The 26,886-nt window shown below is 71.9% G+C and carries 23 protein-coding genes; 21 read left to right on the top strand and 2 right to left on the bottom strand.

All coding sequences use genetic code 11. The annotated features are described in order from the left end of the window. Positions 1–240 precede the first annotated feature (240 nt). The 8 genes from LX16_RS08660 to LX16_RS08625 all read left to right on the top strand — a co-directional run bounded on the left by LX16_RS08660 (position 241) and on the right by LX16_RS08625 (position 9,612). Entirely contained in the window at positions 241–2,388 is a 2,148-nt protein-coding gene (locus LX16_RS08660; RefSeq protein ID WP_147135728.1) for a copper-translocating P-type ATPase, read from the top strand. A 331-nt stretch (positions 2,389–2,719) separates the two neighbouring features. Then, positions 2,720–3,142 (top strand): hypothetical protein, encoded by a 423-nt coding sequence (locus LX16_RS08655; protein ID WP_147135725.1) that lies wholly within the window; start codon positions 2,720–2,722, stop codon positions 3,140–3,142. Between the two features lie 54 nt (positions 3,143–3,196). After that, the gene (locus tag LX16_RS08650) at positions 3,197–4,120 is read left to right on the top strand and encodes a glutaminase (protein WP_211354349.1); all 924 of its coding nucleotides are present in this window, start codon (positions 3,197–3,199) and stop codon (positions 4,118–4,120) included. Positions 4,121–4,164: 44 nt separating this feature from the next. After that, on the top strand, positions 4,165–4,512 hold the full coding sequence (locus tag LX16_RS08645; RefSeq protein ID WP_147137348.1) for a GntR family transcriptional regulator: 348 nt from the start codon (positions 4,165–4,167) through the stop codon (positions 4,510–4,512). Beyond that, positions 4,509–5,486, top strand: coding sequence for a DUF1648 domain-containing protein (locus LX16_RS08640; protein ID WP_147135719.1), 978 nt, complete (start codon positions 4,509–4,511; stop codon positions 5,484–5,486). The genes LX16_RS08645 and LX16_RS08640 overlap by 4 nt, the downstream gene beginning before the upstream one ends. After that, a complete protein-coding gene (hrpB, locus tag LX16_RS08635) occupies positions 5,483–7,981 on the top strand; it encodes an ATP-dependent helicase HrpB (protein WP_147135716.1) in 2,499 nt (832 codons plus the stop codon). The genes LX16_RS08640 and hrpB overlap by 4 nt, the downstream gene beginning before the upstream one ends. A gap of 90 nt (positions 7,982–8,071) precedes the next feature. Continuing rightward, complete coding sequence (locus LX16_RS08630; RefSeq protein ID WP_147135713.1) at positions 8,072–9,010, top strand: sugar kinase; 939 nt, start codon at positions 8,072–8,074, stop codon at positions 9,008–9,010. Further along, complete coding sequence (locus LX16_RS08625; protein ID WP_147135710.1) at positions 9,007–9,612, top strand: bifunctional 4-hydroxy-2-oxoglutarate aldolase/2-dehydro-3-deoxy-phosphogluconate aldolase; 606 nt, start codon at positions 9,007–9,009, stop codon at positions 9,610–9,612. The genes LX16_RS08630 and LX16_RS08625 overlap by 4 nt, the downstream gene beginning before the upstream one ends. An 88-nt stretch (positions 9,613–9,700) precedes the next feature. On the opposite strand, the gene LX16_RS08620 is transcribed toward LX16_RS08625, so the two are convergent. After that, positions 9,701–11,011, bottom strand: a complete 1,311-nt coding sequence (locus LX16_RS08620) for an MFS transporter (RefSeq protein ID WP_147135707.1) — start codon at positions 11,009–11,011, stop codon at positions 9,701–9,703. Positions 11,012–11,162: 151 nt separating this feature from the next. Here LX16_RS08620 and LX16_RS08615 point away from each other — a divergent pair, with 151 nt between their 5' ends. The 11 genes from LX16_RS08615 to LX16_RS08565 all read left to right on the top strand — a co-directional run bounded on the left by LX16_RS08615 (position 11,163) and on the right by LX16_RS08565 (position 21,309). Then, positions 11,163–11,630 carry a hypothetical protein gene (locus tag LX16_RS08615; protein ID WP_147135703.1) on the top strand — a complete coding sequence of 156 codons (468 nt, stop codon included), beginning with the start codon at positions 11,163–11,165 and terminating at the stop codon, positions 11,628–11,630. A gap of 48 nt (positions 11,631–11,678) precedes the next feature. After that, positions 11,679–13,037 carry a replication-associated recombination protein A gene (locus tag LX16_RS08610; RefSeq protein ID WP_147135700.1) on the top strand — a complete coding sequence of 453 codons (1,359 nt, stop codon included), beginning with the start codon at positions 11,679–11,681 and terminating at the stop codon, positions 13,035–13,037. Beyond that, the gene (locus LX16_RS08605; RefSeq protein ID WP_147135697.1) at positions 13,034–13,570 is read left to right on the top strand and encodes a hypothetical protein; all 537 of its coding nucleotides are present in this window, start codon (positions 13,034–13,036) and stop codon (positions 13,568–13,570) included. Before LX16_RS08610 ends, LX16_RS08605 begins: the two co-directional genes overlap by 4 nt. A 130-nt stretch (positions 13,571–13,700) precedes the next feature. Next, positions 13,701–14,168, top strand: coding sequence for a DUF948 domain-containing protein (locus LX16_RS08600; RefSeq protein WP_147137345.1), 468 nt, complete (start codon positions 13,701–13,703; stop codon positions 14,166–14,168). A 9-nt stretch (positions 14,169–14,177) separates the two neighbouring features. After that, positions 14,178–14,474 (top strand): DUF6167 family protein, encoded by a 297-nt coding sequence (locus tag LX16_RS08595; RefSeq protein WP_147135694.1) that lies wholly within the window; start codon positions 14,178–14,180, stop codon positions 14,472–14,474. Then, entirely contained in the window at positions 14,471–17,152 is a 2,682-nt protein-coding gene (gene alaS / locus LX16_RS08590) for an alanine--tRNA ligase (protein WP_147135691.1), read from the top strand. Before LX16_RS08595 ends, alaS begins: the two co-directional genes overlap by 4 nt. Further along, on the top strand, positions 17,149–17,610 hold the full coding sequence (gene ruvX, locus LX16_RS08585; RefSeq protein WP_147135688.1) for a Holliday junction resolvase RuvX: 462 nt from the start codon (positions 17,149–17,151) through the stop codon (positions 17,608–17,610). Before alaS ends, ruvX begins: the two co-directional genes overlap by 4 nt. A 6-nt stretch (positions 17,611–17,616) precedes the next feature. After that, positions 17,617–18,795, top strand: coding sequence for an endolytic transglycosylase MltG (gene mltG, locus LX16_RS08580; RefSeq protein ID WP_147135685.1), 1,179 nt, complete (start codon positions 17,617–17,619; stop codon positions 18,793–18,795). Then, a complete protein-coding gene (locus LX16_RS08575) occupies positions 18,792–19,592 on the top strand; it encodes a shikimate dehydrogenase (RefSeq protein WP_211354347.1) in 801 nt (266 codons plus the stop codon). Before mltG ends, LX16_RS08575 begins: the two co-directional genes overlap by 4 nt. A gap of 15 nt (positions 19,593–19,607) precedes the next feature. Then, positions 19,608–20,072 (top strand): Rieske (2Fe-2S) protein, encoded by a 465-nt coding sequence (locus LX16_RS08570; protein ID WP_147135680.1) that lies wholly within the window; start codon positions 19,608–19,610, stop codon positions 20,070–20,072. Positions 20,073–20,214: 142 nt separating this feature from the next. Further along, complete coding sequence (locus LX16_RS08565; protein ID WP_147135677.1) at positions 20,215–21,309, top strand: LLM class flavin-dependent oxidoreductase; 1,095 nt, start codon at positions 20,215–20,217, stop codon at positions 21,307–21,309. Here the strand turns inward: LX16_RS08565 and LX16_RS08560 are convergent. Next, positions 21,288–24,314: an AfsR/SARP family transcriptional regulator gene (locus tag LX16_RS08560; protein ID WP_147135674.1), complete on the bottom strand. Its 3,027-nt coding sequence runs from the start codon at positions 24,312–24,314 to the stop codon at positions 21,288–21,290. The genes LX16_RS08565 and LX16_RS08560 overlap by 22 nt on opposite strands. A 167-nt stretch (positions 24,315–24,481) precedes the next feature. Between LX16_RS08560 and LX16_RS08555 the strand changes: the two genes are divergently transcribed. Both LX16_RS08555 and LX16_RS26550 read left to right on the top strand, forming a co-directional pair. Next, positions 24,482–24,874, top strand: coding sequence for a hypothetical protein (locus LX16_RS08555; protein ID WP_147135670.1), 393 nt, complete (start codon positions 24,482–24,484; stop codon positions 24,872–24,874). Positions 24,875–24,885: 11 nt separating this feature from the next. Beyond that, entirely contained in the window at positions 24,886–26,586 is a 1,701-nt protein-coding gene (locus tag LX16_RS26550) for a hypothetical protein (protein ID WP_158645530.1), read from the top strand. The last annotated feature ends 300 nt before the right edge of the window (positions 26,587–26,886 follow it).

The following is a 26,886-nucleotide window of genomic DNA, read 5'->3' as shown; positions in this document are numbered from 1 at the left end:
GACGTACGCCTCCCGGCGGATTCGCCCGCGATGCGCGGCGGCGATCCGGACCGGACACTCATGCAGATACGGGGGAGGGGTATAGCGGAAATCACAGTGGCGGACTGGTCGATCTATACCCCCAGGGGGTATAAATGCGGTGGCGGGACGACCGCCGAGACCGCGACCGCCGCAAACGGCTCGACGGCGGCGCACGGTCACCTATGGTCGGCACAGGTCGAGTCCGGAGGGAAGGTCACGATGACGCAGCACCCACAGCACGGAGAGCACGGCACGGGCGCCGAGCCGCCACCCGCTGTACGGGAGGCTCACTCCGGCCACGACGCCCACGGCGGTGCCTCCGGCCACGCCACGCACGACGCCCACGGCGGTGCCTCCGGCCACGACGCCCACGGCGGCCATGACAAGCACGCCGGTCACGATCCGGACGTCTTCCGCCGCAAGTTCTGGCTCAGCCTGGTCCTCACCGTCCCCATCGTGATCACCAGCCACATGATCATGGAGTGGTTCGGATACCGGATCGACTTCCCCGGGGTGGAACTCGTCGGGCCGGTGTTGGGAACGGCCGTGTTCCTCTACGGTGGTTGGCCCTTCCTCGTCGGTGCCTGGCAGGAGGCCCGCGACCGCGCGCCCGGGATGATGCTGTTGATCAGCCTGGCGATCACCGTGGCGTTCCTGGCCTCGCTGGCGACGAGTCTGGGCCTGTTCGGGCTGGACTTCTGGTGGGAACTGGCCGCGCTGGTCACCATCATGCTGCTGGGACATTGGCAGGAGATGAAGGCGATCGGGCAGGCGCAGGGCGCACTGGCCGCACTTGCGGCGCTGCTTCCCGACGACGCGGAGCGGGTGACCGGATCGGGAGTGGAGACGGTGCCGGTGTCCGCGTTGGCCCTGGGCGACGTCGTCCTGGTGAGGTCGGGCGGCCGGATCCCCGCCGACGGCGTGATCACCGAGGGGCAGGCCGAACTCGACGAATCGATGATCACCGGGGAGTCCCGGCCGGTCCGCCGAGAACCGGGTGACAAGGTGGTCGCCGGGACCGTGGCGACCGACTCGGCGATCCGCGTCAGGATCGAGGCCGTCGGAGGTGACACGGCGCTGGCAGGGATCCAGCGCATGGTCGCGCAGGCGCAGAGTTCCGGTGGCCGGGTCCAGGTGCTCGCCGACCGGTTCGCCGCACTGCTGTTCTACATCGCGGTGGCCGCGGCGGTGGTCACCTTCGTGGCGTGGGCGTTGGCGGGAAGCCTGTCGGAGTCCGTGGTCCGGACCGTGACCGTCCTCGTGATCGCGTGCCCCCACGCCCTCGGGCTCGCCATTCCGCTGGTGATCGCACTGTCGACGGCCGTCGCCGCCAAGGCGGGGATCCTCGTCAAGGACCGGCTCGCGCTGGAGCGGATGCGCACCGTCGACGCGGTGTTGTTCGACAAGACCGGCACCCTCACCAAGGGAAGCCACACCGTCAGCGGGGTGGCGGCGGTGAGTGGCAGGGACCGGGACGAGGTCCTGGCGATCGCCGCGGCGGTCGAATCCGACAGCGAACACCCGTTGGCGCGGGCGATCGTCGCCGCCGCCCCACAGGACCGTCCGGTCGCCACCGAGTTCGGTTCGCTGACCGGGCGTGGTGTCGAGGCCACCGTGGACGGTGTCCGTTACGCGGTCGGTGGACCGGCGTTGCTGCGGGAACTCGGTGTGGCCGCTCCCGAGGAGCTCGCCGCCCACGCGGCCGAGTGGTCGGGCCGAGGCGCGGCGGTGTTGTACCTGTGGCGGTTGACGGGTGACCGGCCGACCGCCCTGGGGGCCATCGCCCTGGAGGACGAGGTCAGGCCCGAGGCCCGGGAGGCGATCCGTCAGTTGCGTGAGCAGGGTGTCGGCAAGATCGTGATGATCACCGGAGACGCCCGCCCGGTGGCCGAGGCGGTCGCCGCCGACCTCGGATTCACCGCGCAGGACGAGGTGTTCGCCGAGGTGTTGCCCGCCGACAAGGACCGTGCGGTGGCCGAGTTGCAATCCCGGGGCCTGGTGGTCGCGATGGTCGGCGACGGCGTGAACGACGCACCGGCGCTGGCCCGGGCCGACGTCGGAATCGCCATCGGCGCGGGGACCGATGTGGCCATGGAGTCGGCGGGTGTCGTACTGGCGTCCTCGGATCCGCGTGGTGTCACGGGTGTCCGGCGGCTCTCGGCGGCCTCGTACCGCAAGATGCGCGAGAACCTGGCGTGGGCGGCCGGATACAACGTGGTGGCGATCCCGTTGGCCGCCGGTGCGTTGGCCTGGGCCGGGATCGTGCTCAGCCCGGCCGTCGGTGCGGTGCTGATGTCGGTGTCGACCATCGTGGTCGCGGTGAACGCGCAGTTGTTGCGCCGGGTCAGGCTCACGCCCGAGGACTGAGTGCGACGGCGGGCCGGTGGAGTCATCGGCCCGCCGTTCGACGCCGACGGTCCACTGAGAGAGGACGTGGGCGGGTTCCGGACCGCCGGAAGTCTCCCGCCGTGCCCCGTCACGGCACGGGGCCGCTCCGGTGTGACCTCGGCGACGAAGCATGGCATGTGGACACCCCACCGTGGTCGAATTGCGGAGGACGGGCACCCGCTCCAGACCGGAGGGTCGCGATGACGCCTGTACAGTCCTGTTCCGCCGTCTACGTGACGGATCCCCACCGCATCCGGATCGATGTCGCGCCGGCCTTCTCGTCGTCGCCGCATCCGGTACGGAAGGGCGCGTGGTGACGGTGGGCAGGACCGCGGTCGGACGCGCACCGCTGTCACGTCGCGACCGGGTCGGCGCCGTACTGGTGACGGTGTTGTCGCTCCAGCTCATGTGGCCCCCGTTGACGGCGGCGGCATGGGAGGCCACGACGGTCTCACGGTTCTTCGCGGTGCTCTGCGCGACGCTGTGGGTGTCGCTGTTCTACCAGGGGGTCGCGTTGTTCGTGTCGGTGACGGTGTCGTCCCTGCTGTCGTCGGTGTGGCGGCCGATGGGAGTCGTGTTGATCCCCGCGGCGTGCGCGGTGGCGCCGGCGATGCTGTTGCCGGCATGGCCGGCCGTACTGGTGCCGGTGACCGTGGTGTACGCGGCGATCGGTGTCATGGCGGCCTATCTGTTGCGGTGTTGGCCCGGCGTTCGCGCGACGTCGCCGTCCTGACCGTGTCGCCCCGAACCGCGCCCTCACCCGCCGGGCGGCGTTACGGTCATGCCCATGAACGACACGGCCGCGCTCTACGGAACCCTGCGACGCATCGCCGAGACGGTGGGGCGGGCCGAACCGGCCGGCCGGGTGGCGCATTACATCCCGGTACTGGCCGAGGCCGACCCGGCCCGGTTCGGCATGGCCTTGGCGTTCCCGGACGGCGAGACCATCGGCGTCGGGGAGTGGCGTCACCGGTTCTCGATCCAGAGCATCTCAAAGGTGTTCGCCCTGGTGTTGGCGCTGGCCCACCGGGGTGAGCACCTGTGGACGCGGGTGGGGCGGGAGCCGTCCGGTAACCCGTTCAACTCCCTGGTGCAGTTGGAGTACGAGCAGGGGATACCGCGCAATCCGTTCATCAACGCGGGCGCGCTCGCCGTGACCGACGAGTTGTTGGACCACACCGACCAGCCCTGCGAACTGATGCGGGACTTCCTGCGTGAGGAGTCCGGGGCGCCCGATCTCGACTTCGACCAGCGGGTCGCGGACTCCGAGGCCGCCCACATCGACCGCAATGCCGCGCTCGGTCACCTGATGGCCGACTACGGGAACCTGCGGCACCCGGTTCCGCAGGTGCTGCACCACTACGTGCGGCAGTGTGCCGTGGAGATGTCCTGTGAGGAGGTCGCGCGCGCCGGCGGTGTGGTGACCCGGCACGGCCTGCGGGCGGACGGGAGTCGGTTGCTGTCGCGGGGGGACGCCAAGCGGGTCAACGCCATCATGTTGACCTGCGGCGCGTACGACGCGGCGGGGGAGTTCGCGTTCCGGGTCGGTCTGCCGGGCAAGAGCGGGGTGAGCGGCGGCATCATGGCGGTCGTACCGGGGCGTTACACCCTGTGCGTGTGGAGTCCCGGGCTCGACCGGCGGGGCAACTCGGTGGCGGGCATGGACGCGCTCGACCGGTTCACGACGGAGACGGGCTGCTCGGTGTTCTGAATCACCGGGGCGATGGAGTAGATGGTGCTATGCTCAATAGCATCATGTTGTTGCGGTTGGAATCAGCGGACAGCCGGCCCCTGCACGAACAGCTCGCCGCGGGGATCCGGCGCGCGGTCGCGGACGGGCACTGGCGCCCCGGCGACCGGCTCCCCCCGGCCAGGGACCTGGCCGAACAACTCGACGTCAACCCGAACACCGTGCTGCGGGCGTTCCGGCAACTGCGAGACGAGCAGCTGCTGGAGTTCCGGCGCGGCAGAGGAGTGACGGTCGCACCCCGATCCCCGGGCGCGGCGGCGGTCAAGGAGGCGGTACACGGACTCATCGCCCTGGCCGCACACCACGGATACACCAGACAGGAGCTCATCACGATGATCGAGGAAGCCCCATGACCCGCCGCCTGCCACTCATCACGACCATCGTCGTGTGGACGGCCGTGCTGACGGCCGGACTCGTCGCGACCCAACTCGCCCTATCCGACCGGCTCCCCGCCACCCTCGCGACCCACTGGGGACCCGGCGGGGACCCCGACCGGACGGCCGGGGCCACGACGATCCTCGTCGCGTTCACCGCCGTGGCGTGGCTCGGCGCCGCACTCGGCGTCGTCGCCGCCGCACGCGGAGCCCTGGCACCGCGCCTCAACCGCGGGTTCCTACTCGGCGGGCTGTTCGGCCTCGGCGGAATGCTCGCCGGGGTGCACATCCAGATCCTGCTGGCGAACCTCGACGTCGGTGACTGGCGGCAGGCCGACCTCGGCGTGGAGGCGGTGGTCCTGATGCTGCTGCCCGCCGCCGCCGGCGGACTGCTCGGAGTGCTCGTCGCCGGGCGGGCCGACGAGGTCCGCGAACCACAGGCCGCTCCCGGCCGCATCGACGTCGCCCCCGGCCAACGACTGATGTGGGCGACCCGGGTGCACGCGACGTGGATGACCGTCATGTCCGTCGTGATCGCCTGCCTCGCCGCGCTGACCCTGGCGCTGTACATCGCCGGACTCGGAGACGTTCCCTGGCCGGTGCCCGCGACGCTGCTGCTGGTCGCCCTCGCCGGCGTGCCGCTCACGTCGGTCACGGTGTCGGCCGGGCAGCGGGGCGTCACACTCCGCTTCGGACCCTTCGGGTGGCCGGTGTGGCGGATCCGCCTCGCCGACATCGAGGAGGCCGCGGAGGTCGAGCGGCACGCCCTGGAGGTCGGCGGTTGGGGATTCCGGTCGACACCCCGCGCCACCGCCGTGATGCTCCGCTCCGGCACCTGCCTGCGCCTGACCCGCAGGGGAAGGAAGGACGTCTACGTGAGCGTCCCCGACGCCGACACCGCCGCGGGCGTGATAAACGGCCTGCTCCACGCCGACCGCGCCACCGCCGGATGACGTCCTCGTCCACGGTTCCCGGATCCGACCTGCCGGTCCACGGTGTACTTCCGGCACTGGTCGGGACACTCCGCACCGGCGGTGCCGCCGTACTGGTGGCACCGCCGGGCACCGGTAAGACGAGCCTCGTGCCGCTCGCACTGGCGGAGGCCGTTCCCGGGCGGGTACTGGTCGCCGAGCCGCGCCGGATCGCCACCCGGGCGGCGGCCCGCCGCATGGCCGAACTCACCGGGACCCGGCTCGGTGAGTTCGTCGGCTACACCGTCAGGGGTGACCGCGCCGTATCCGCCGACACCCGGATCGAGGTCGTCACCACCGGAGTCCTGGTACGGCGGCTGCAACACGACCCCGAGCTGGCCGGCGTGTCCGCCGTCGTCATAGACGAGTGCCACGAACGCCACCTCGACACCGACCTGGCGGTCGCCTTCCTGACCGACGTGCGCGACGGCCTCCGCCCCGACCTGTGGCTGCTCGCGACGTCCGCGACCGCCCAGGCCGACCGGCTGGCCGACGTACTGGGCGGGCCGGAACCGGCACCGGTCCTGACCGCCACCGCCCCGGTCCATCCGCTGGAGGTCGTGTGGTGTCCGGCGGGGCGGCCCGCCATATCCGCGAACCTCGGCGTCCATCGGGACTTCCTGGCGCACGTCGCCACCACGGTGCGCCGGGCCGTCACCGAACGCACCGGCGACGTACTGGTCTTCCTGCCCGGCGTCGGCGAGATCGACACGGTGGCGCGGCTGCTCAACGGCGTCTCCGGCGCCGACGTCCTGACCCTCCACGGTCGCCAGGGCGCGGAACGCCAGGACGCCGCACTGCGCCCCGGGACCCGCCGCCGGATCGTGCTGTCCACCGCCGTCGCCGAGTCCAGTCTCACCGTCCCCGGCGTCGAGGTCGTCGTGGACTCCGGACTGGCGCGGCAACCCCGGCTCGACCACGCCCGCGGCATGGGCTCCCTCGTGACCGTGCGCGCCGCCCGCGACGCCGCCGTGCAGCGCGCCGGCCGCGCGGCACGCACGGGACCGGGCACCGTGTACCGGTGCTGGTCCGAGGCAGAACACGAACGGCTGCCACAGCACTCGGCACCGGAGATCGACACCGCCGACCTCACCGGGTTCCTGCTCCAGTTGGCGGGGTGGGGAACCCCGCTGGGGAGGGGGCTCCGGATGGTCGCACCGCCTCCGGCCGGGCCGGTCGCCGCCGCGACCGCCGTCCTGTCGTCCCTCGGGGCGGTCGAGGAGGACGGTCGGGTCACCCGGCGCGGCGAACGCATCGCCGCCGTGGGCGTCCACCCCAGGCTGGCGCGGGCCCTCATCGACGGCGCCGAGCACGTCGGGGCCCGTACCGCCGCAGAACTCGTCGCGGTGCTCTCCGGCGACCACCGGGACGGTGACGACCTGGCCCGCCTCCGGCGACGGCTCGCCGACGACCGGGGCGGGCGGGGCGCCGAGTGGCGCGCCGAGACCGCGCGGCTGCGGCGGGCGCTGGGCGAATCGGGCCCGACGCCGCCAGTGCGCGGCGACCGGGCGGCCGCGATCGTCATCGGACTCGCCTATCCACGTTGGCAGGGACGGTGGCGCCGCGCCGGTGGTGGCGACTACCTGTTGGCGTCCGGAACCGCCGTGGCGCTGGCACCGGGCTCGGCGCTGTCCGGCGCGGAGTGGATCGCGGTGGCCGACGCGTCCCGCCGCCCCGGCGAGTCCACCGCCACCGTGCGGCTCGGCGCGGCCACCGACGCCGACACCGCCCGCCTCATCGATCCATCACAGTGGACGACCACCGACGAGGTCGTCTGGCGGGACGGCGACGTCACCGCCGACCGGGTGGACCGGTTCGGGGCCGTGGAACTGCGTCGCGCCCGCATCGGCGATCCGCCCGCCGACCGGGTCGCCGCGGCGCTTGCCGACGGACTGGCGGCGGAGGGGCTGGCGCTGCTGCGCTTCGACGGCGCCGCCGACGACCTCCGCCGCCGCATCGCGTTCTGCCGGCACGCCCTCGGCGACGACTGGCCCGACGTGTCGCCGGATCGGCTCGCCCGCGACGCCCCACAGTGGCTCGCGCCGGATCTGGCCCGATGCCGTAACCGTCGCGATCTCGCCCGCATCGACGTGTCCGCGGCGCTGCGCCGGCTACTCGACTGGCGGCAGGCCGCCGACCTCGACCGGCTCGCGCCGGTCACCGTCGAGATACCCAGCGGCGGCCGCCGGCGCATCGACTACTCCGACCCGGCGGCCCCCACCGTCAGCGCCAAACTCCAGGAGTTCTTCGGCGCCACGGTCACTCCCACCGTGGCGGACGGCCGGGTCCCCGTGGTGCTGCACCTGCTGTCCCCGGCGGGTCGCCCCGTCGCGGTGACCGCGGACCTCCCGTCGTTCTGGCGGGGGGCATACCGCCAGGTCCGCGCGGAACTGCGGGGCCGCTACCCACGGCATCCGTGGCCCGAGGACCCCACGACCGCCGTGGCGACGGCCCGCACCAACCGGCGTGCCAGGTGATCCCGCCCTCCCACACCCGACGCCCGGGGCCGGGAGCCGAACGGGCGGCTACAGTGACGACCACCCCGGGCACGACAGGATGGAACCGAGATGGCGTCACCCACCACAGCGATCGACGTGGTCTGCCTCGGTGAGTCCATGGCGCTCGTGTCACCGGACGTACCCGGTCCGTTGTGCGAGGGCACACCGCTGCGGTTGACCGTCGCGGGCGCCGAGTCCAACGTGGCGGTGAACCTGGCGGGCCTGGGTGCCCGCGTCGCATGGCACGGCAGGGTCGGTGCCGACCCGTTCGGCACCATGATCGTCGACCGGCTCACCGGTGCGGGGGTGTCGGTGCCGGGTGTCCAGGTCGACGGGTCGCTGCCCACCGGCGTCTACTTCAAGGACCCGCACGGCGCGACGGTCCACTACTACCGGCGCGGTTCCGCCGCCGCCGCGATGACCCCCGGGTTCGCCGCGGGACTCCCGGACGGCCGGATCCTCCACCTGTCCGGCATCACCCCGGCGCTGTCGGAGACCTGCGGCGCCCTCGTCTCCCACCTGGTCACCGACCGGCCGCACCCGGGACTGCTCAGCTTCGACGTCAACCACCGCGCGAAACTGTGGCCGTCGGCGGACGAGGCCGCCGACACCCTGCACCGCCTCGCCGCGGGCAGCGACCTGGTGTTCGTGGGACGCGACGAGGCCGAAACCCTCTGGGGCACCACGACTCCCGCCGCCGTGCGCAGACTGCTTCCCGGCCCGGCGACCCTCGTGGTCAAGGACGCCGACATCGGCGCGACCGCCTTCACCGGCGACACCGAGGTGTTCGCCGCGACGCCACCGGTCACCGTGGTCGAACCCGTCGGCGCCGGTGACGCCTTCGCCGCCGGTTACCTGTACGGGACCCTGCGCGGAGCCTCCCCGTCGACCGCCCTGCGACTGGGACACCTGACCGCCGCGGCGGCGCTGTCGGTGCCGGGTGACATCGGCCCGCCGCCCGGTCCCGACACCGTCGCACGTCTTCTCTCGGAAGGGGAACCGACATGACCGGATTCGACGAACTCTTCGCCGGGCACCGCATCATGGTGATCCTGCGTGGACTGCCCGCCGCCCGCACGGTGGAACTGGCCACCACGGCCTGGGACGCCGGGGTCGAACTCGTGGAGGTGCCGATCGGCGAACCGGATCAGGTCGCGTCGCTCGCCGCCGCGGTCGCGGCGGGCGCCGAGCGAGGGAAGACGGTGGGCGCCGGAACGGTCGTCACCGAGGACCAGGTGCGGGCCGCGGCGCACGCCGGAGCCCGGTACACCGTCGCACCCGGCCTCGACACGACGGTGGCCGCCGCGAGCCGTGCGGCGGGCCTGCCGCACCTGCCCGGTGTCGCCACCGCGACCGAGGTGCAGCGCGCGCTGGCGGCCGGTTGCGACTGGGTCAAGGCGTTCCCGGCGACGACCCTGGGGCCGGCGTGGTTCAAGGCGATGCACGGCCCCTTCCCCGGGTTGAGACTCGTGGCGACCGGCGGCGTCTCGGTGGCGACGGCTCCGGACTTCCTCGCCGCCGGTGCCGAGGTGGTCGCCCTCGGTTCGGCGCTGTCGGATTCACGGCAGGTGGCTGAGCTGACCGCGCTGGTCGAACGCCACGACCGCTGACCACCCGACCGGTGTGTCGATCGGGCGACGACCACCGCCGCGAGACCTCGTCGCACGGCCACGGACGGCGGGGTCACCGTCTCACCGGTCATCCCGCCGAGGCGGCCTCCGGCGATCGCGAACCGGAACCCGTCCGGTACCGCCAGAACGACGGGATCAACGCCACCGCCACGATCGTCAGCACGATGACCAGCACGCCGCCCCCCGAGGCCGACACCGAGGTGCCCGCGGTCTCGCCGACCCACCCGTGGGTCAGGTCCGCCAGCCGGGGACCGCCCGCCACGACCACGATGAACACGCCCTGCAACCGGCCCCGCATCTCGTCGGTGGTGGCCTGTTGCAACATGCTGCCGCGGTACACCATGCTCGCGAAGTCGGCGGCCCCGGCGAGCGCCAGGAACGCCACCGCGACCCACAGTGAACCGGACAGTCCGAACCCGACGATCGCCGCGCCCCACAGGCACACGCTCACCGTGACGCCCACACCGTGCCGTCGCAACCGGGACAGCCGCCCCGACATGAGACCGCACAACAGGGCGCCCAACGGTATGGCGGCGTACAACCAGCCGAGTGCGATCCCGCCGCCCGCCGGGTCACCGAAGGTCCGTTCGGCCATCTCGGGGAACAACGCCCTGGGCATCCCCGCCACCATGGCGATGACGTCCAGTAGGAACGACGCCAGCAACACCTGTTGCAGTCGCAGGTACCGGAAGCCCTCCCACACGTCGCGCAACCCGGCGCGACGCGACGGCCCGTTCAGCGGCGGCATCGCGGGCAACCGCCACACCGCGACGACGGCGAGTGCCAGGGCGACGGTGTCGACGAGGTACAGCGTCGACAGTCCCGCGAACGGCATGAGCGCCCCGGCGGCCATCGGTCCCATCACGGCGCCGAACTGCATCGTGGTGGAGCCCAGCGCGACGGCGGGCGGCACCAGCTCGTCGGGCACCAGCCGGGCGATGGCGGCGCTGCGCGCGGGCGAGTTTATGGCGAAGAAGACCTGGTTCAGGCCGAGCAACAACAGGACCAGCCACACCGACCGCAGATCCAGCCACGCCTGCAGCCACAACAGTGCCGACGTCGCCGCCACCCCGACGTTGCTGAACACCATGAGGCGACGCCGGTCGAGGGTGTCGGCGATCGCCCCGCCCCACAGCCCGAACACCAGCAACGGCACCAACGCCACCGCGCCCGACACGCCCACCATCGCGGAGGAGTCGGTCAGGTCGTAGACCTGCTTGGGCACCGCCACCGCCGTCAACTGACTGCCGATGGCGGTCACCGCCCCCGACACCCACAGTCGCCGGTACGCCGGGATCCGCAGCGGCCGGGTGTCCACGACGACCGAGCCGAGGAACCGGCGGAAACCGTGGAGACGACGAGGGTGGGGCGAACTCATGTCGGATCACATTAATACCGGCCCCGGGACGCATCCCGACACGGCGTTGTGCGGTTGCTCACCCCGGCGCCCCGGCTGCGCTATGGTCGATCCGTCCGGTGCCGCATGTGGACTGTGGACCGGTCCCGCCCCACCGTGCCACGGAGGTGTCATGAAACGGGCCACTGCCGTCGCCGCCGGGGCGGTCGTCCTGGTCGCCGCCGCCGCGATGGGGGCGAGCGGGGCCGACGAACCGCCCGAGTGCCACCCCTGGCGGGGCGACTACCTCGGCACCTTCCGGCAGGAGGCCGGCCCCGGCACCGACAGCACCGTCACGCTGTCCGACTCCGAGGCGGCCGACGGCACCGCCACGACACTCGACTCGCCCTACCGCGCCACCGGCTCGGGGACCTGGCGTGTCACCGAGGACGGTCACGTCGTGTGGCGGCTGGACGGCGTCAACCGGCTCGGCACCGGCGCGGAGGTCGACTGGAGTCCCACCTACACCGCCACCGCGTTCGAGTGCGACGCGCGGGGCCGCGTCGTGCGCATCACCGGCGACGGCATCGACACCGCCCCGTTCCCGTCGCGGTTCGACTTCGTCAGGGTGGCGCCCGCCGAACCCCCGGAACCGGGCTGAGCTCGGCCGCTCCACCGCCGTCGGAGGCTGCCGGTAACGTGTTCCGACATGGAGGGGCCCGGACTGTTCGACATCGAGGAGCCCGAACCGGCGGGGCGGGGCGACACACCGGCGGACGCGCCGCTGGCGGTGCGGATGCGCCCGGCGTCGCTGGACGAACTCGTCGGTCAGCGTCACCTGCTGTCACCTGGATCGCCGCTGCGGCAACTCGTCGGCGGTGACGCGCCGCTGTCGGTGATCCTGTGGGGGCCGCCTGGTTGCGGGAAGACCACCGTGGCGCACCTGGTCGCCTCGGCGACCGACCGCCACTACGTCCCGCTGTCGGCCCTCAACGCCGGAGTCAAGGACGTGCGTGCCGTCATCGACGCCGCCCGGGCCACCCGCCGCCGGGGGGGCAGGCAGACGGTCCTGTTCATCGACGAGGTGCACAGGTTCACCAAGACGCAGCAGGACGCGCTGTTGGCCGCGGTGGAGGACCGCACCGTCACGTTGCTGGCCGCCACCACCGAGAACCCGTACTTCTCGGTCGTCGCGCCGCTGTTGTCCCGGTGCGTCCTGTTGACCCTGGAACCGTTGGGCGACGACGACATCGGCGCGCTGTTGGACCGGGCGACGACCGACCCGCGGGGCCTGGCGGACCGGTTCGCGTTGGCCGACGACGCCAGGGACCACCTGATCCGGCTGGCCGCGGGCGACGCCCGCAAGGCGTTGACGGCGCTGGAGGCCGCCGCCGCCTCGGCGGACGCCGCCGGCCTGGACACGATCGCGCTGTCCACCGCCGAGGCCGCCATCGACGTGGCCGCCGTGCGTTACGACCGGGACGGCGACAACCACTACGACATCGCCAGCGCGCTCATCAAGAGCCTGCGCGGGTCGGACGTCGACGCGGCACTGCACTGGCTGGGCCGCATGATCGTCGCCGGGGAGGATCCCCGGTTCATCGCGCGACGGCTGGTGATCTTCGCCAGCGAGGACGTCGGGATGGCCGACCCGACGGCGTTGCAGATCGCGGTGGCGGCCGCCGAGGCGGTGCAGTTCATCGGCATGCCGGAGGGGCGCATCAACCTCGCGCAGGCGGTCGTGCACCTGGCGACCAGTCCGAAGTCGAACGCGGTCGTTACCGCCGTGGACGCCGCCATCGCCGACATCCGCGACGGCGCCACCGGAGCCGTGCCCGCCTCGTTGCGGGACGGCCACTACGCGGGCGCCCGGAAACTCGGACACGCCACCGGGTACCGCTACCCCCACGACGACCCCAAGGGCGTCGTCAGCCAGCAGTACGCGCCCGACGGTGTCGCGGGCCGCGTCTACTACGAACCCACCCGGCACGGCGCCGAGGCCGGGATCGCCGACCGGCTTCCGCGGCTCAGGGCGATCGTGTGGGACGGGCTGGAGGGCGACCGGTGACGCATCGGGACGGCGCCGGACCCCGGGGCCACGGCCGGGCCGAACTGGTCCGGCAGTACGTCCGGATCCGCCGGCTGAGGTTGGCCACCCTCGCCACCGTCCTGCTCGCCGCCGCGGCCTGCACGGTGGTCGTGGCCGGGTTCGACGCCCTGACGCGCGACCCGGCCTTCACGGCACTGGACGAACTGGAGCTGCCCGAGTGGGCGGCGTCGGAACCGGAGGACGCCGCCGACGGGAGCCGCTGGTGCCTCCACAGGTGCCGGATCCGGGAACGGGTCTGGCAGTCCGGTCGGCCGGTCGCCGAGACCGCCGACGCCTACGCGGTGGCACTGCGGACGGCGGGCTGGCGGCCGGTACCGGAAGACTGCCCCGCGACGGACGACGCGGTGCGGCAGTGCCTTCGGCGCGACGAGTTCTTCCTGGACCTGTGGATGCGGGGCGCCGGGTGCGATCCCGACACGGCCGAATGCCGGTTCGCCACGGTGGCGGCCGTCGTGACTGCCGCGTCGGAGGTGGCGGACGCCCCGGGGTGAGCGGGGAGCCCGTGGACGTCGGCGGTAAGGTCGAGCCTGCGTGTTCACGCCTCGGAATTCCGGCAAATCGACCTGACAAGGGGGAGCTGACGTGTCAGCCCGGTACTCGGCGGCCAGCAGCGACATAGTATTGACCGGTGGCAACGTGGTGGGGCTGGTCTTCGCGGCCGCCTTCCTCATCCTGGCACTGGCACTGTCGTACCTGTTGGTCACCAAGCTGAGCACTCTGCTCAAGCGCACCACGAAGACCATCGAGAACGTGGACGCACGCGCTTCGGTGATGCTGGACAACATCAACGTGACCGTCGAGCACGTCAACACGGCACTGGTGAAGAGCCACCTCACACTGGACGAGGTCAACGGACAGCTCGTCAAGGTCGACACCATGACCGAGCACGCCCAGCAGGTGACCGGCAACGTCGCGAACGTGTCCACCCTGGTGGCCGCCGCCGCGACCAACCCGCTGGTGAAGGTCGCCGCCTTCGGCTTCGGTGTCCGGCGGGCCGCCGCCAAGCGGCGCCGGGAGACCGAGGAGGCCGAGATCCGGCAGACCCTGAAGACGTCCCGCCGCCGCGGCCGCCACTCGGCCGGGAAGTAGGGGACGACCATGGTGAAGCGACTCCTGTGGCTCGGCGTGGGCGTGGCCGTCGGCGTGATCGTGGTGCGGAGACTGGCCAGGGGCGCCGAGGCGATGTCCCCGGCGGGCATCGCCGACCGGCTGCGGAATACCGCCGTGACAGCGGGCGGTTCGTTGCGTAGTTTCATGGCGGACGTGTCGGAGGGCATGGCGGTCAAGGAGGCCGAACTGCACCAGGCGATAGCCGAGGGGCGTCCGGTCGGCGAACTGCTCGACGACGATGAAGACGACTGGTACGAGCGCGGAGACGGAGGTGTCATTCGATGAGGACGGCCGAGATCAAGCGGCGGTTCCTGGCCCATTTCGAGGCCAACGACCACACGGTGGTACCGAGCGCACCGCTGCCCGCGATCGAGGACCCGAACCTGCTGTTCATCAACGCGGGGATGGTCCAGTTCGTGCCCTACTTCCTGGGGCAGGTGCCACCGCCCTATCCGCGTGCCACGTCGGTGCAGAAGTGCATCCGCACCCCCGACATCGACGAGGTCGGCAAGACCACCCGTCACGGCACGTTCTTCCAGATGAACGGGAACTTCTCGTTCGGTGACTACTTCAAGGAGCGCGCGATCGCGCTCGCGTGGGAACTGGTGACCAAGGCCCAGTCCGACGGTGGTTTCGGCATCGACGAGTCGGCCCTGTACGCGTCTGTCTACCACGACGACGACGAGGCCGTGCAGCTGTGGAAGCGCGTCGCCGGTCTCCCCGACGACCGCATCGTCCGGTTGGGGAAGAAGGACAACTACTGGTCGATGGGTATCCCCGGTCCGTGCGGTCCCTGTTCGGAACTGCTCATCGACCGCGGCCCCGAGTTCGGCGCCGACCGTGACTGGGACGCCGGTGACCGGTACATGGAGTTCTGGAACCTCGTGTTCATGCAGAACCTCCGCGGCGAGGGCACCAACAAGGAGGACTACGAGATCCTCGGCCCGCTGCCGAAGAAGAACATCGACACCGGCATGGGCCTGGAGCGGGTCGCGTACATGCTCCAGGGCGTGAACAACATGTACGAGATCGACGAGGTGCGCCCGCTCATCGACAAGGCGAGCGAGCTGACCGGCAAGCGGTACGGGGTCTCCTCCGGCCGGACCGCCGAGTCCGCGCACCCCGACGACGTGCGGTTCCGGGTCATCGCCGACCACGTCCGGACCAGCCTGATGCTGATCGGCGACGGCGTCGTCCCCTCCAACGAGGGACGTGGCTACGTGCTGCGGCGCATCATGCGGCGCGCGATCCGCGCGGTGCGGCTACTCGGGTACGAGGACAAGGCGCTGCCGGAACTGCTGCCGGTCGCCCGGGACTGCATGGCCCCGTCGTACCCGGAGCTGGAGAAGGACTTCGAACGGATCTCCGCCTACGCCTACGGTGAGGAGGACGCGTTCCGCGCGACCCTGCGGCAGGGCACGACGATCCTCGACACCGCGGTCACCCAGACCAAGCAGGCCGGGTCCACGGTGCTGCCGGGCGCCCGCGCCTTCGAACTGCACGACACCTACGGCTTCCCCATCGACCTGACCCTGGAGATGGCCGCCGAACAGGGACTGTCCGTCGACGAGGACGGTTTCCGGCAGTTGATGGCCGAGCAGCGCCGGCGCGCCAAGGCCGACGCGCAGGCCCGCAAGACCGGGCACGCCGACAAGTCCGCCTACCGCGACATCATCGACCGCAACGGCCCCGGCCAGTGGCTCGCCTACGAGACGCTGCGCACCGATTCGCGGGTGTTGGCGCTCCTGCGTGACGGGGTTCCCGTCCCGGTGGTGGTCGCGGGCCAGGTCGCGGAGATCGTGCTCGACAAGACGCCGTTCTACGCGGAGTCCGGTGGCCAGCACGCCGACGCCGGTGTCATCACGACACCGGGCGGCACCGCCGAGGTCGTCGACGTCCAGCGGCCCGTCAAGGGACTGGTGGTTCACCAGATCAGGGTCACCGAGGGCGAGATCGGCGTGGACGACACCGCCGACGCCGCGGTCGACCCCGAGTGGCGGCTCGGCGCCCGGCAGGCGCACTCGGGCACCCACGTGGTGCACGCCGCGCTGCGCGAGGTGCTGGGACCGTCGGCGTTGCAGTCGGGTTCGTTCAACCGTCCCGGCTATCTGCGACTCGACTTCTCGTGGCGCTCCAAGCTGTCGGACTCGACCCGCAGCGAGGTCGAGGAGGTCGCCAACCGGGCGGTCCGCAGGGACCTGCCGGTCGCGGTGCGGTACATGCCGTTGGCGCAGGCGCGCGAGATCGGCGCGCTGGCGCTGTTCGGCGAGACTTACGACGAGACCGTCCGGGTCGTGGAGATCGGCGGCGAGTGGTCCCGGGAACTGTGCGGCGGCACCCACGTGGAGCACGCCGCCCAGATCGGTCCCGTCGTGATCACCGCGGAGGCGTCGGTCGGGTCGGGTCAACGCCGCGTCGAGGCGGTCACCGGACTGGAGGCGTACCAGTACCTCGCCAGGGAACGCGACCTGGTCAGCCAGATCGCCGACGAACTGGGCGCGCCCCGCAACGAACTGCCCGACCGGATCGCCGCGCTCATGCAGCGCGCCAAGGACGCCGAACGGGAACTGGCCGCGCTGCGCGCCAAGCAGCTGCGTGACGACGCCGCCGGACAGGCCGCCGGTGCGGCCCTCGTCGGTGGCGTGCGGGTCGCGGCGCTGATCGCTCCCCCCGGCACCTCGGGCGGCGACGTCCGTAACCTCGCCCAGGAGGTGCGGGGACACCTGCCGCAGGACCAGCCCGGCGTGGCGGCGGTCGTCGCCACCGCCGGCGGCAAGGCGAGCCTGGTGGTCGCCGTGAACAAGGCCGGAGTCGGGCACGGCCTGTCCGCTCAGGCGTTGGTGAAGGCGGCCCTGTCCGGACGCGGCGGCGGCAACGCCGACCTCGCGCAGGGCGGCGGCGTGCCCGCCGCGCAGGCCGACGAGCTGTTGAAGTCGGTCACCGCCCAGATCGGACCCGCGTGACCGGCACCCCGCCGGTACGTGGCCGCCGATTGGGCGTCGACGTGGGAAAGGTGCGCGTCGGGGTCGCCTGGAGCGACCCCGACGGCATCCTCGCCGCGCCGCTGGAGACGGTGCCGCGGGACACCCGCGCACCCGAGGGGGAGGTGCCCCGGGACATCCGGCGCATCGCCGAACTCGCCGACGAACACGACGTGGTCGAGATAGTGGTGGGGCTTCCCGTTACGCTGTCGGGTGCCGAGAGCTTCGCCGCCGCGGAGGTCCGTGACTATGCGGAAACGTTGCGCGACAACGTGAATCCCATCCCGGTAAGCCTGCTCGACGAGCGGTTGACCACGGTGGTGGCGTCACGTAGGTTGGCGGAGCGCGGCGTCAAGGGAAGACGCAGGCGCGCGGTGGTCGACCAGGCGGCCGCAGTGGAGATTCTCCAGCAGTGGCTGGAGCGACAGCGGAAGGCATAGACGACGATGTTGGACGAACTGCCGTTCGAAGCCGACGACGCCGCCAAACCCCGAAGCCACCGCCGTCGCCGGCGTGGCAGGTCCGGTCTCACCCTGCTCCTCGTGGTCGTGCTGCTCGGCACCCTGGGCGTGGGCGGCTGGTTCGGTTACCAGAAGGTCCAGGACATGTTCGGGTCCGAGGACTTCGAGGGCGACGGCAACGGCACCGAGGTCGCCGTCGAGATCCCCGAGGGTGCCCTGCTCGCCGACATCGCGACGGTGCTGTTCGACGAGGGCGTGGTCGCGAGCACGGGTGCGTTCATCGAGGCCGCCGAGGCCAACTCCGACTCCAAGGGGATCCAACCGGGCATCTACACCCTCCAGGAGGAGATGTCGGGGGAGGCGGCGGTCCTCGCGCTGCTGAATCCGGAGAACCGCGAGACGAACGGCTTCACCATTCCCGAGGGCCTGGAGACCTTCACCATCTACGAGAGGCTGGAGGAGGCCACCGGCATCCCGGTGGAGGAGTTCGAGGCCGCCGCGGAGGACCCGGAGGCGCTGGGGGTGGCCGACTTCTGGTTCACCCGCACCGACGGTAAAGAGGTCATGAAGTCCATCGAGGGCTTCCTCTACCCCGAGACCTACACGTTCCCGCCCAATGCCACCGCCGCCGAAATCCTGTCGATGATGGTGGCCCAGTTCAACTCGGTGGTCACCGAGATGGGCTTCATCGAGAAGGCGGAGAACGACCTCAACATCAGCCCCTACGAGGCGTTGATCGTCGCCTCACTGGCGCAGGCCGAGGCCGGCGTCCCCGGAGACATCGGCAAGATCGCCCGGGTCGCCTACAACCGGTTGTACAAGGACTTCGCCTGCAGTGGGGAACTCTTCAACTGCCTGGAGTTCGACGTCACCACCAACTACGGCCTCATGGTCGCCGGGGGCGAGAAGAAGCCCTCCGGGGAGCTGACCGACGCCGAGATGGACGACCCGGACAACCTGTGGTCCACCCACGCGTACGCGGGGCTTCCGCCGACCGCCATCAACAGCCCGGGCCTGCTCGCCCTGGAGGGCGCGGTGTCCCCGCCGCCCGGCGAGTGGTTGTTCTTCGTCGCGATCGACAAGGAGGGCAACTCCGCCTTCGCCGAGACCGCCGACGAACACGCGGAGAACGAACAGATCGCCCGGGACAACGGCATCCTGTGACACGACGCGCGGCCGTGCTGGGGCGACCGATCCGGCACTCGCTGTCCCCCGTCATCCACCGGGCCGGTTATCTCGCCGCCGGGCTCACCGACTGGGAGTACACCGCGATCGAATGCGGTGAGGCCGAGTTCCCGGAGCTGTTGGCGGGATTCGGGCCGCAGTGGCGCGGCCTGTCGATCACGATGCCGTTGAAGGAGACCGCGTTGGCCCACGCCGCCGACGCGACCCCCACGGCGGTCGCGCTCGGTGCCGCCAACACCCTGATCCGGCGCGGCGACGGCTGGTACGCCGACAACACCGACGCGCCCGGGATGGTCGACGTCCTGCGCCGGGCGGGCGCCCGGCCGGGCGGACGGTTCGCGGTCCTGGGCGCCGGCGGCACCGCGCGGGCCGCGCTGGGGGCCGCCGCCGACCTCGTCGCCGCGGAGGTGACCGTGTACGCCCGGCGGCCGGAGGCGGTGGCGGATCTGGCCACGATCGGCGACCGGTTGGGAGTCCGGGTCCGGCCCGCGGCGTGGGACGCCGCCGAGGCGTGCGGGGACGCCGACGTCGTCGTCTCGACGGTCCCCGCCGGTGTCGCCGACGGCCTGCGGCCGCGATTCCGGGACTCGACCATAGTGTTCGACGTCCTATACGATCCATGGCCAACCCCGTTGGCAGCCGCCGCGATGGCGGCGGGCCGCCCGGTCGTCACCGGGCGGGATCTACTGCTGGCGCAAGCGGTGCGGCAGTTCGTGCTGTTCACCGGCGTGGCCGCGCCGGAGGCTCACATGCGCGCGGCACTGCAGGATCTCTAGATGAGGTGACGTTATATGTCCGATGCGGACGAACGACTTGCGATGGGCGTACTGAAGACGACCCGGCGGCGACTGCTGTGCGGTGCGATGGGGATCTCGGCGGCGGCGGTGCTGGCCGCCTGCGGTTCCGGCGAAGACGAACCGGCCACCGGCGGCGACGGATCCGAGGCCGCGTCCTCCGACACCCCGCCGGCGGACGGCGAGGTCCTCGCCACGGTGGACGAGGTACCGGTCGGCGGTGGGATAGTCACCGAGAACCTGGTGATCGTGCAACCCGAGGAGGGCAGGTTCGTCGCGTTCGACCGTGCCTGCCCCCACCAGGCCAACCCCCTGGACGCGCCGGTGGACGGCGTCATCACCTGCCCACTGCACCAGTCGCAGTTCACCGCGGCCGACGGCTCGCTGATCGAGGGGCCCGCCCAGACCGGCCTGACCGAGGTCCCGATCAAGGTGTCGGGTACCGACATCGTCCTGGCCTGACCACTCCTCCCGAAAACCGACACGCGTACCCCGGCACGGATCGGTGTGTCACCGATCGCACTCGCGTACCGGCCGGAATGATCCGGTCCTCGGGCGGGTTCGCCACAGGCGACCCGCCTTCGCGAGCTGAACGGAGAACCCCGTGCCGGACGCCCGAACCCCGACCGACCCCGTGCGTGGCACCGCGCACGGGGTCGCGCCCGTCCCGTTGTCGGTGCTCGACCTCGCCACGGTCAGCACCGGCGGTGACGCCGTGGACGCCCTGGCGACCACGACCGAGGTGGCCAGGTCCGCGGAACGGTGGGGATACCACCGGCTGTGGGTCGCCGAGCACCATTCGATGCCCGGCATCGCGTCGTCCTCGCCCGCGGTGCTGATCGCGCACCTCGCCGCCCACACGCGGCGTCTCCGGTTGGGTTCCGGTGGCGTCATGCTGCCCAACCACGCCCCGCTGATCGTCGCCGAACAGTTCGGCACCCTGGAGGCGCTGGCACCCGGACGCATCGACCTGGGACTCGGCAGGGCGCCGGGTACCGACCGGGCGACCGCCGCCGCGCTACGACGGTCGGACACCGCCGCCGACGACTTCCACGCCGAGGTCGCCGAGCTGATCGGATTCCTCGACGACGGCTTCCCCGAGGACCACCCGTACCGGCGGATCCACGCGGTCCCCGGCCCGGTGCAGGCGACCGTCGAGGGCGGTACCGGCCGGGTCTCCCGGCCACCGGTGTGGCTGTTGGGCTCCAGCGGTTACAGTGCGCAACTGGCCGGGGCACTGGGGCTGCCGTTCGCGTTCGCGCACCACTTCTCCGCCCGGAACACCATCCCCGCACTGGACCTGTACCGGCGCACGTTCACGCCCTCGGCGGTCCTCGACGCGCCCTACGCGATGATCGCGGCCAGCGCGGTCGCCGCCGACACCGCCCGCGACGCCCACCGGTCGGCCCGGACGATGGGGCTGGCGATGCTGCGGGTGAGGTCCGGCCGGCCGCAGCTCATGCCGACTCCGGAGGAGGCCGAGACGTACCCCTACAGTCCGGCCGAGGCGGACTTCCTCGACCGGTGGCTCGCCGACGTCGTCTACGGTGAGGCGGACGAGGTGACGTCGGGACTGAACGACCTCGTCGGCCGGACCGGCGCCGACGAACTCATGATCACCACGAACGTGTGGGGCCGGGAGGCCCGGCTACGGTCGTACGAGCTGATCGCGTCCGCCTACCGGTTGCCCTCGGACTGAGCGCGGCGGGCGTCCGCCAGCTCCGCGGGGATCGCGGCGGCGTCCTTCGGCGGCAGCGCCTCCCGTAGCGACGCGGCGCGCTCCAGTGTCACCACCGCGGAGTCCGGGTCTCCGTGTGCGAGGTGCCAGTGGCCCAGCGCCCGCAGCGCCTTGGCGAGGGAGGCGTGGTCGCCGGCCGGTTCGGCCAGGGCGATGGCCTCGGTCAGCCGCCGCAGTGACCCGGACATGTCGCCCGCCTCCCGTTCGGTCACACCGAGTTCGACCAGTGAGCCGATGTGCATGGCGCCACCGCCCACCGCGGACAGTTCGGCGGCGCGACGGTGGTGGACGACGGCCTCGGTGTGGCGTCCGGTCGCGCGATGGACCCGGCCGAGCCCCAGGTGGGCGGTGACCCTGCCGGTGACCTCGTCGTCCTGCTCCGCCAGGCGCATCGCGGCGCGGTGACACCCGGCGGCCTCATCGGGGTCACCGGCGGCCAGGTACACCGCGCCCATGTCGTTCAACGCGGCCAGGGCACCGATCCGCACCCCCAGGCCGGTGAAGACGTCGTGGGCGATGCGGAGCTGCCGTACGGCCTCGGTCAGGTCACCCAGCAGCCACAGCGCCTTCCCCAGATGCGAGTGGGCGGAGGCGAGCGTCTTGGGCTGGTCGAGGCGTCGCGCCAGGTCGATCGTCTCGCGTTGCAGCCGCACCGCCCGGTCGAATTCGCCCAGTTCATGGCACAGGACTCCCAGGTTCCCCAACACCGACGCCTCGCCGACCGGGTCACCCAGGTGCCGCCACCGGCGAAGTGCCGCCTCGAAGAGGTCGGCCGCCTCGCGCCGGTCGCCGCGCAACACCTTGCAGATACCGGTGATGCGTGCCATGGACGCGAATCCGAAGTCGGCGCCTTCGTCGCCCCGCAGTGACTCCGTGAGCCGCGACGCCAGGTCGTGCAGGACGCGCCGGTACTCGTACAGGAACATGTACCCGGCGAAGCAGGCCGCCAGCGGCCAGGCGTCGCGTGCCCGCCCGGAGTCGGCGAGGCCCTCCAGCAACGCCAGGACGTCGGCCTCCTCCCGCTCGCACCAGCGGATCGCGGCGTCGGTGTCGGGGAAGTCGCGTCGCCACCTCGGGTCGATCCGGGGTGGCTCGGGCAGGTGCGGCGGTTGCCCGTAGATCATGGTCACCGCCTCGTGAGCGTGGAAGAGGTGGTGACCGATCGCTCTGCCGAGCGCCGCCTCCCGGGCCTCCGGCGACTCCAGGCGGTCCAGCAGTAGGCGGGCGAACCGCCCGATCAGGTCGTGTCGCCCGTATCTTCCGTCGTCGCGTTGTTCGAGCAGGTGGACGTCGGTCAGGGTGTCGAGGGAACGTGCCGCCTCGTCGACCGAGAGGTCCGCCAAGGCCGCCACCACCTCGGTGCCGAAGCCCGCGCCCGGCAGCAACGCCGTCAACCGCAACACCCGTCGCGCCGTCTCGGGGAGTTCGTCGTAGGAGACCTGGAACGCGGCCGAGACGCTGCGGTCACCCAGGTCCAGTTCGGCGAGGGCGTCGTGTCTCCTCGACAACCGTTCCACCAGGACTCCGACGTCCCGGTGGGGGTTGCGGCGGACCCGGGCGGCGGCTATCCGCAACGCCAACGGCAGGCCGCCGCACACCGTCACGACGGCGCGGACGGCATCCGGGTCGACGGATTCCCCATGTAGTCCCGCGCAGGCCACGAACATCCGGGACGCCTCCGGTTCGGGAAGCGCCCCGATCGACAGTAGACGGGCGTCGTCCAGGCCGGCGAGCCGGCGCCGGCTCGTGATCAAGACGCCCTGTGCGGGACTGCCGGGCAACAGGGGACGGACCTGCCGTTCGTCCACCGCGTTGTCGAGCAACACCAGGATCCGCCGGTCGCCCAGGGTGCTGCGCCACAGTGCCGCCTTGTCGTCGACATCCGCGGGCATCGCGGCCGAGGACACGCCCAGGCTCCGCAACAGGCGTTCCAGGGCCTGTTCCGGTGACACGGGGCGGGAGGTGGGGGAGAAGCCGTGCAGGTCGATGAACAACTGCCCGTCGCCGAAACGGTCGGCCAGCCCGTGGGCCGCCTTCAACGCCACGGTGGTCTTCCCCGCACCGGCCATGCCGTCCACCGCGACGACGACGGTCCCGCCCGGCCGGGGGCGCCCGAACGCCTCCGCGATCACGGCCAGTTCCGCGTCCCTCCCGGTGAACGCGCCGGTGTCGGAGGGGAGCTGGGCGGGACGGGGCGGGGCGGCCGCCACCGGTTCGGTCCGCTCCGGTGGATCCAGCAGGGGGTCGGCGCCCAGGATGCGGCGCTCCAACTCCCGAAGCGCCGCACCGGGTTCCAGCCCGAGTTCCGTCGTCGAACGGCGGCGGCCCTCCCGGTACACCTCCAGGGCGTCGGCCTGCCGGCCCGACCGGTACAGCGCGAGCATCAGGTGCCCACGCAGTGACTCCTGGAACGGGTACTCGGCCAGCCAACCGGTCAACCGGGGCACCAGCTCCGCGTGACGGCCGAGCCGCAGCCGCAGGGCCGCCTGCCTCTCCACCACGTGGAGACGCTGTTCCAGCAGTCGCGCGGCGTGTTCCCGTGGCGAACCCTCCACGATGTCGGAGTACGGTTCACCACGCCACAACGCGAGCGCCTCGTCCAGTCTGGACAGCGCCTGCTCCGGGTGCGTCTCCGTCAGCGACTCCGCCTCCGCCGACAACGTCGCGAACCGCACGTGGTCGAGCCGTCCCGGAGCGGCGGTGAGCCGGTACCCGCCCCCGGCGAACCGGATCAGATCCCGATCGCCCAGCAGGTTCCGCAACTGCAGGATGTGCCACGCCAACGCCTTCCTCGCCGCCTTGGGCGCGTCACCGTGCCACACCCGTTCGATCAGTCCGTCCGCGGTGATCGGGTCCCCGGCCCGGCTGATCAACACCGCCAGCAGGGAACGCTGCTTGGCGGCGGCCACGTCGACGGTGCCGGTCTCGGTGCGGATCTCCAACGGCCCGAGTATTCCGAACTGCATCGCTTCGGCTCCTGGAATGGCGTGTCGGCTTCGGCTCTGCGGCAAGTGTTCCAGCAGGCTCCGGCCGCCAAACTCCGACCTAGCCGCGACCTAGCCGGGCTTGACCAGACTTGTGACAAGCGATCACGCGCGGCCGACGCCGCGACGAGAGTCGACCAGGAGTGAACATGAATCAGCCGGTTCCCGACCGTGTCGAGAAGGAGTTCTCGCTGCGACCCGACGACCTGTCGGACGTCGCCCGAAAGCTCAGCCGCGACTCGGCCGACTTCGGCGACTGGGTGGCGCCCACCCGGCAGGCGTTGACCGGAAGCCCGGGAGCGGGCTGGAAGTCGGCGGAGTTCCTCGGGCTCGGAGACGTCGTCACCCGACTGCGTACCACGATGCGATCGGCCGACGATCTACTGGAGACCGTCACCCGCGACTTCGAGAACATGTCGCGCACGACCTTGGCGATCAAGAACACCTTCGGCGACATGGACGCCGTCAACGGGGCCGACATCCACCAGATCCGGAAGGCGGCGAACCTTCCGTCGCCGTCGACCGAGGCACACCTCGACTAGGAGGGCTCCCCATGACCACGTCGAAACCCGAAGACGGTCCCCTGGGACAGCTGCACGCCGCGCTCAGCCAGGACCGGCCCGAGACCCTGGCCGAGGAGGCCGCGAGATGGGCCGAGGTGGCGACGGCGTTGGCGACACAGGCCGGGGTCCTCGAATCCCGGATGGCCGACGCCCGCGGTGCGTGGACCAGCGACGGCAGTGAGGCGTACCTGTCTCAACTGGAGTCGCAGGCGCTGCAACTGCGCACCGTCGCCGAGACCGCGCAGGGCAACAGCGTGCTGTGGCAACAGGTCGCCGACGGGTTGGACTCGGCGAAGATCGAGGCCGCCGAGTTGATGAGCCAGTGGGAGGCGGTGAAGGCGAGCACCCCGAAGGACGAGTGGGAGCAGAAGCGCTGGTCCTACGACATCGCCGCCGACGCACTGTGGACCACCACCCAGGCGGTGGGCGCGCAGGGGCTCCTCCTGGAGTCGCCCACGGACTACCGCCCGATGCCGCCGGTCGACCTTCCCGGCGACGACCGGACCGGGACGGGCGGCCCCACCGGCACCGGCCCCACCGGTTCCGTCACCGATCCCAACGGGGCGGCACCGCCTTCCGGTGCGTTCTCTCCCGGTACGGACGGCGGGTTCTCACCCGACGGACCGGACCTGCAGGGACCGCCGTTGACGCCGTTGCCGCAGCCTCCCCCGACGACACCGGGCCCCCTGCCGTCACCCGGGATGCCCGGCCCGACGCCGCCACCGCCGGGCATCCCGCCGATCCCGCCGGGGACACCCCCGCCGTGGGGAGGACTCAAGCCCCCCGCTCCGCCGCCCCACGTGCCGCCCGGCACGAAGCCGGTCCCGCCGCCGCGCACCGGACTGCCCACCCCGCAGCTCCCCAAACCGACACCCGGCCTGAAGCCGCCGGGTACCGGCCCCGTGACGCCGCGACCGCCGCAGACGACGGTGCGGCCGGTAATCGGTTCCCGGCCGGGCACCACCGGCATGGCCCCCACCAACCCGTCCCGGTACAACGGGACGGGCGTCACTCGCCCCGTGATCGGCAACCGGCCGCCCGGCACCGGTACGGGCCCCGGCTGGCGTCCGGGGACGGCCCCCGGCGGCCCAGGCTGGCGTCCCGGAATGCCGGCGACGGGTGGCCCGGGCACGACGGGCCTCCGACCCGGTATGCCGCCCGGCGCCGGCGCCAACGGCACGCCCCGCAGCGGGAGCGGCTCCACACGGCCGTTGATCGGGCGCAACGGAGTGGTCGGAGGCAGGCCCCGCAGGCCCGGGATGCGCAGCTCCAAGCTCCACTCCGGCGGCGACCGGCTGAACCGTTCGGTCGTGTCCGGAGTGCGGCAGGCGTTCGGTGGGCCCGCCGCCCCGGCGGCGCCGAAACGCCGTGACGAGAAGGAGCAGGAGGGACGGTACGTCCCCGAGGGCGGCGACTACGTGTGGCGTGCCGAGGGCGACACCGTGCCGGCGGTCATCTCGGGCGGTCCCGGCTGGGACGACCGGGAACACGCCGCCGCCGCGGTTCCCGACCTGTCCGCGCCGGAGTCGCAGGACGTCGACGAGGCGGCGAACATCGATCGTCTCGCCCACCGCGCCGACAAACCCGACGGAGACCAGGCGCTGCCGAGCGGCCCCTGGAACACCGCCAAGACAACCCCGGGGGTCATCCGCCCCAAGCCGCAGGCCGACGAGTTCGGCTTCCGTTGGTGACGTGGTCACCGTTACTCCGAGGATGAGTGGTCCGGTGGGAGTTTCGGAGTGGTTTCCCTCCCACCGGACCACTACGACGTCGGCGCGCACGGTCGACGTGTCACTGGATCGGGTGAGGAGTTCGCAAGCACCGCCGGCGCCACGGTCGGTGCCCGCCCCCGGCGGAGCGGTCGACGCCTCCGGATGGTGGTGCCCAGACCATCCCGGCGGCCTCCACCGTGACCGGTGGGGCATCGACACTCGCGCAGTGCCGCCCGTGGACGTTCGGGCTGCTCACACCGTCCCCGTCGCCGGCGGCGA

It is taken from the genome of Stackebrandtia albiflava (genome assembly GCF_007994225.1).
Classification (GTDB): domain Bacteria; phylum Actinomycetota; class Actinomycetes; order Mycobacteriales; family Micromonosporaceae; genus Stackebrandtia; species Stackebrandtia albiflava.
This window is presented reverse-complemented; position numbering and strand designations above follow the sequence as displayed.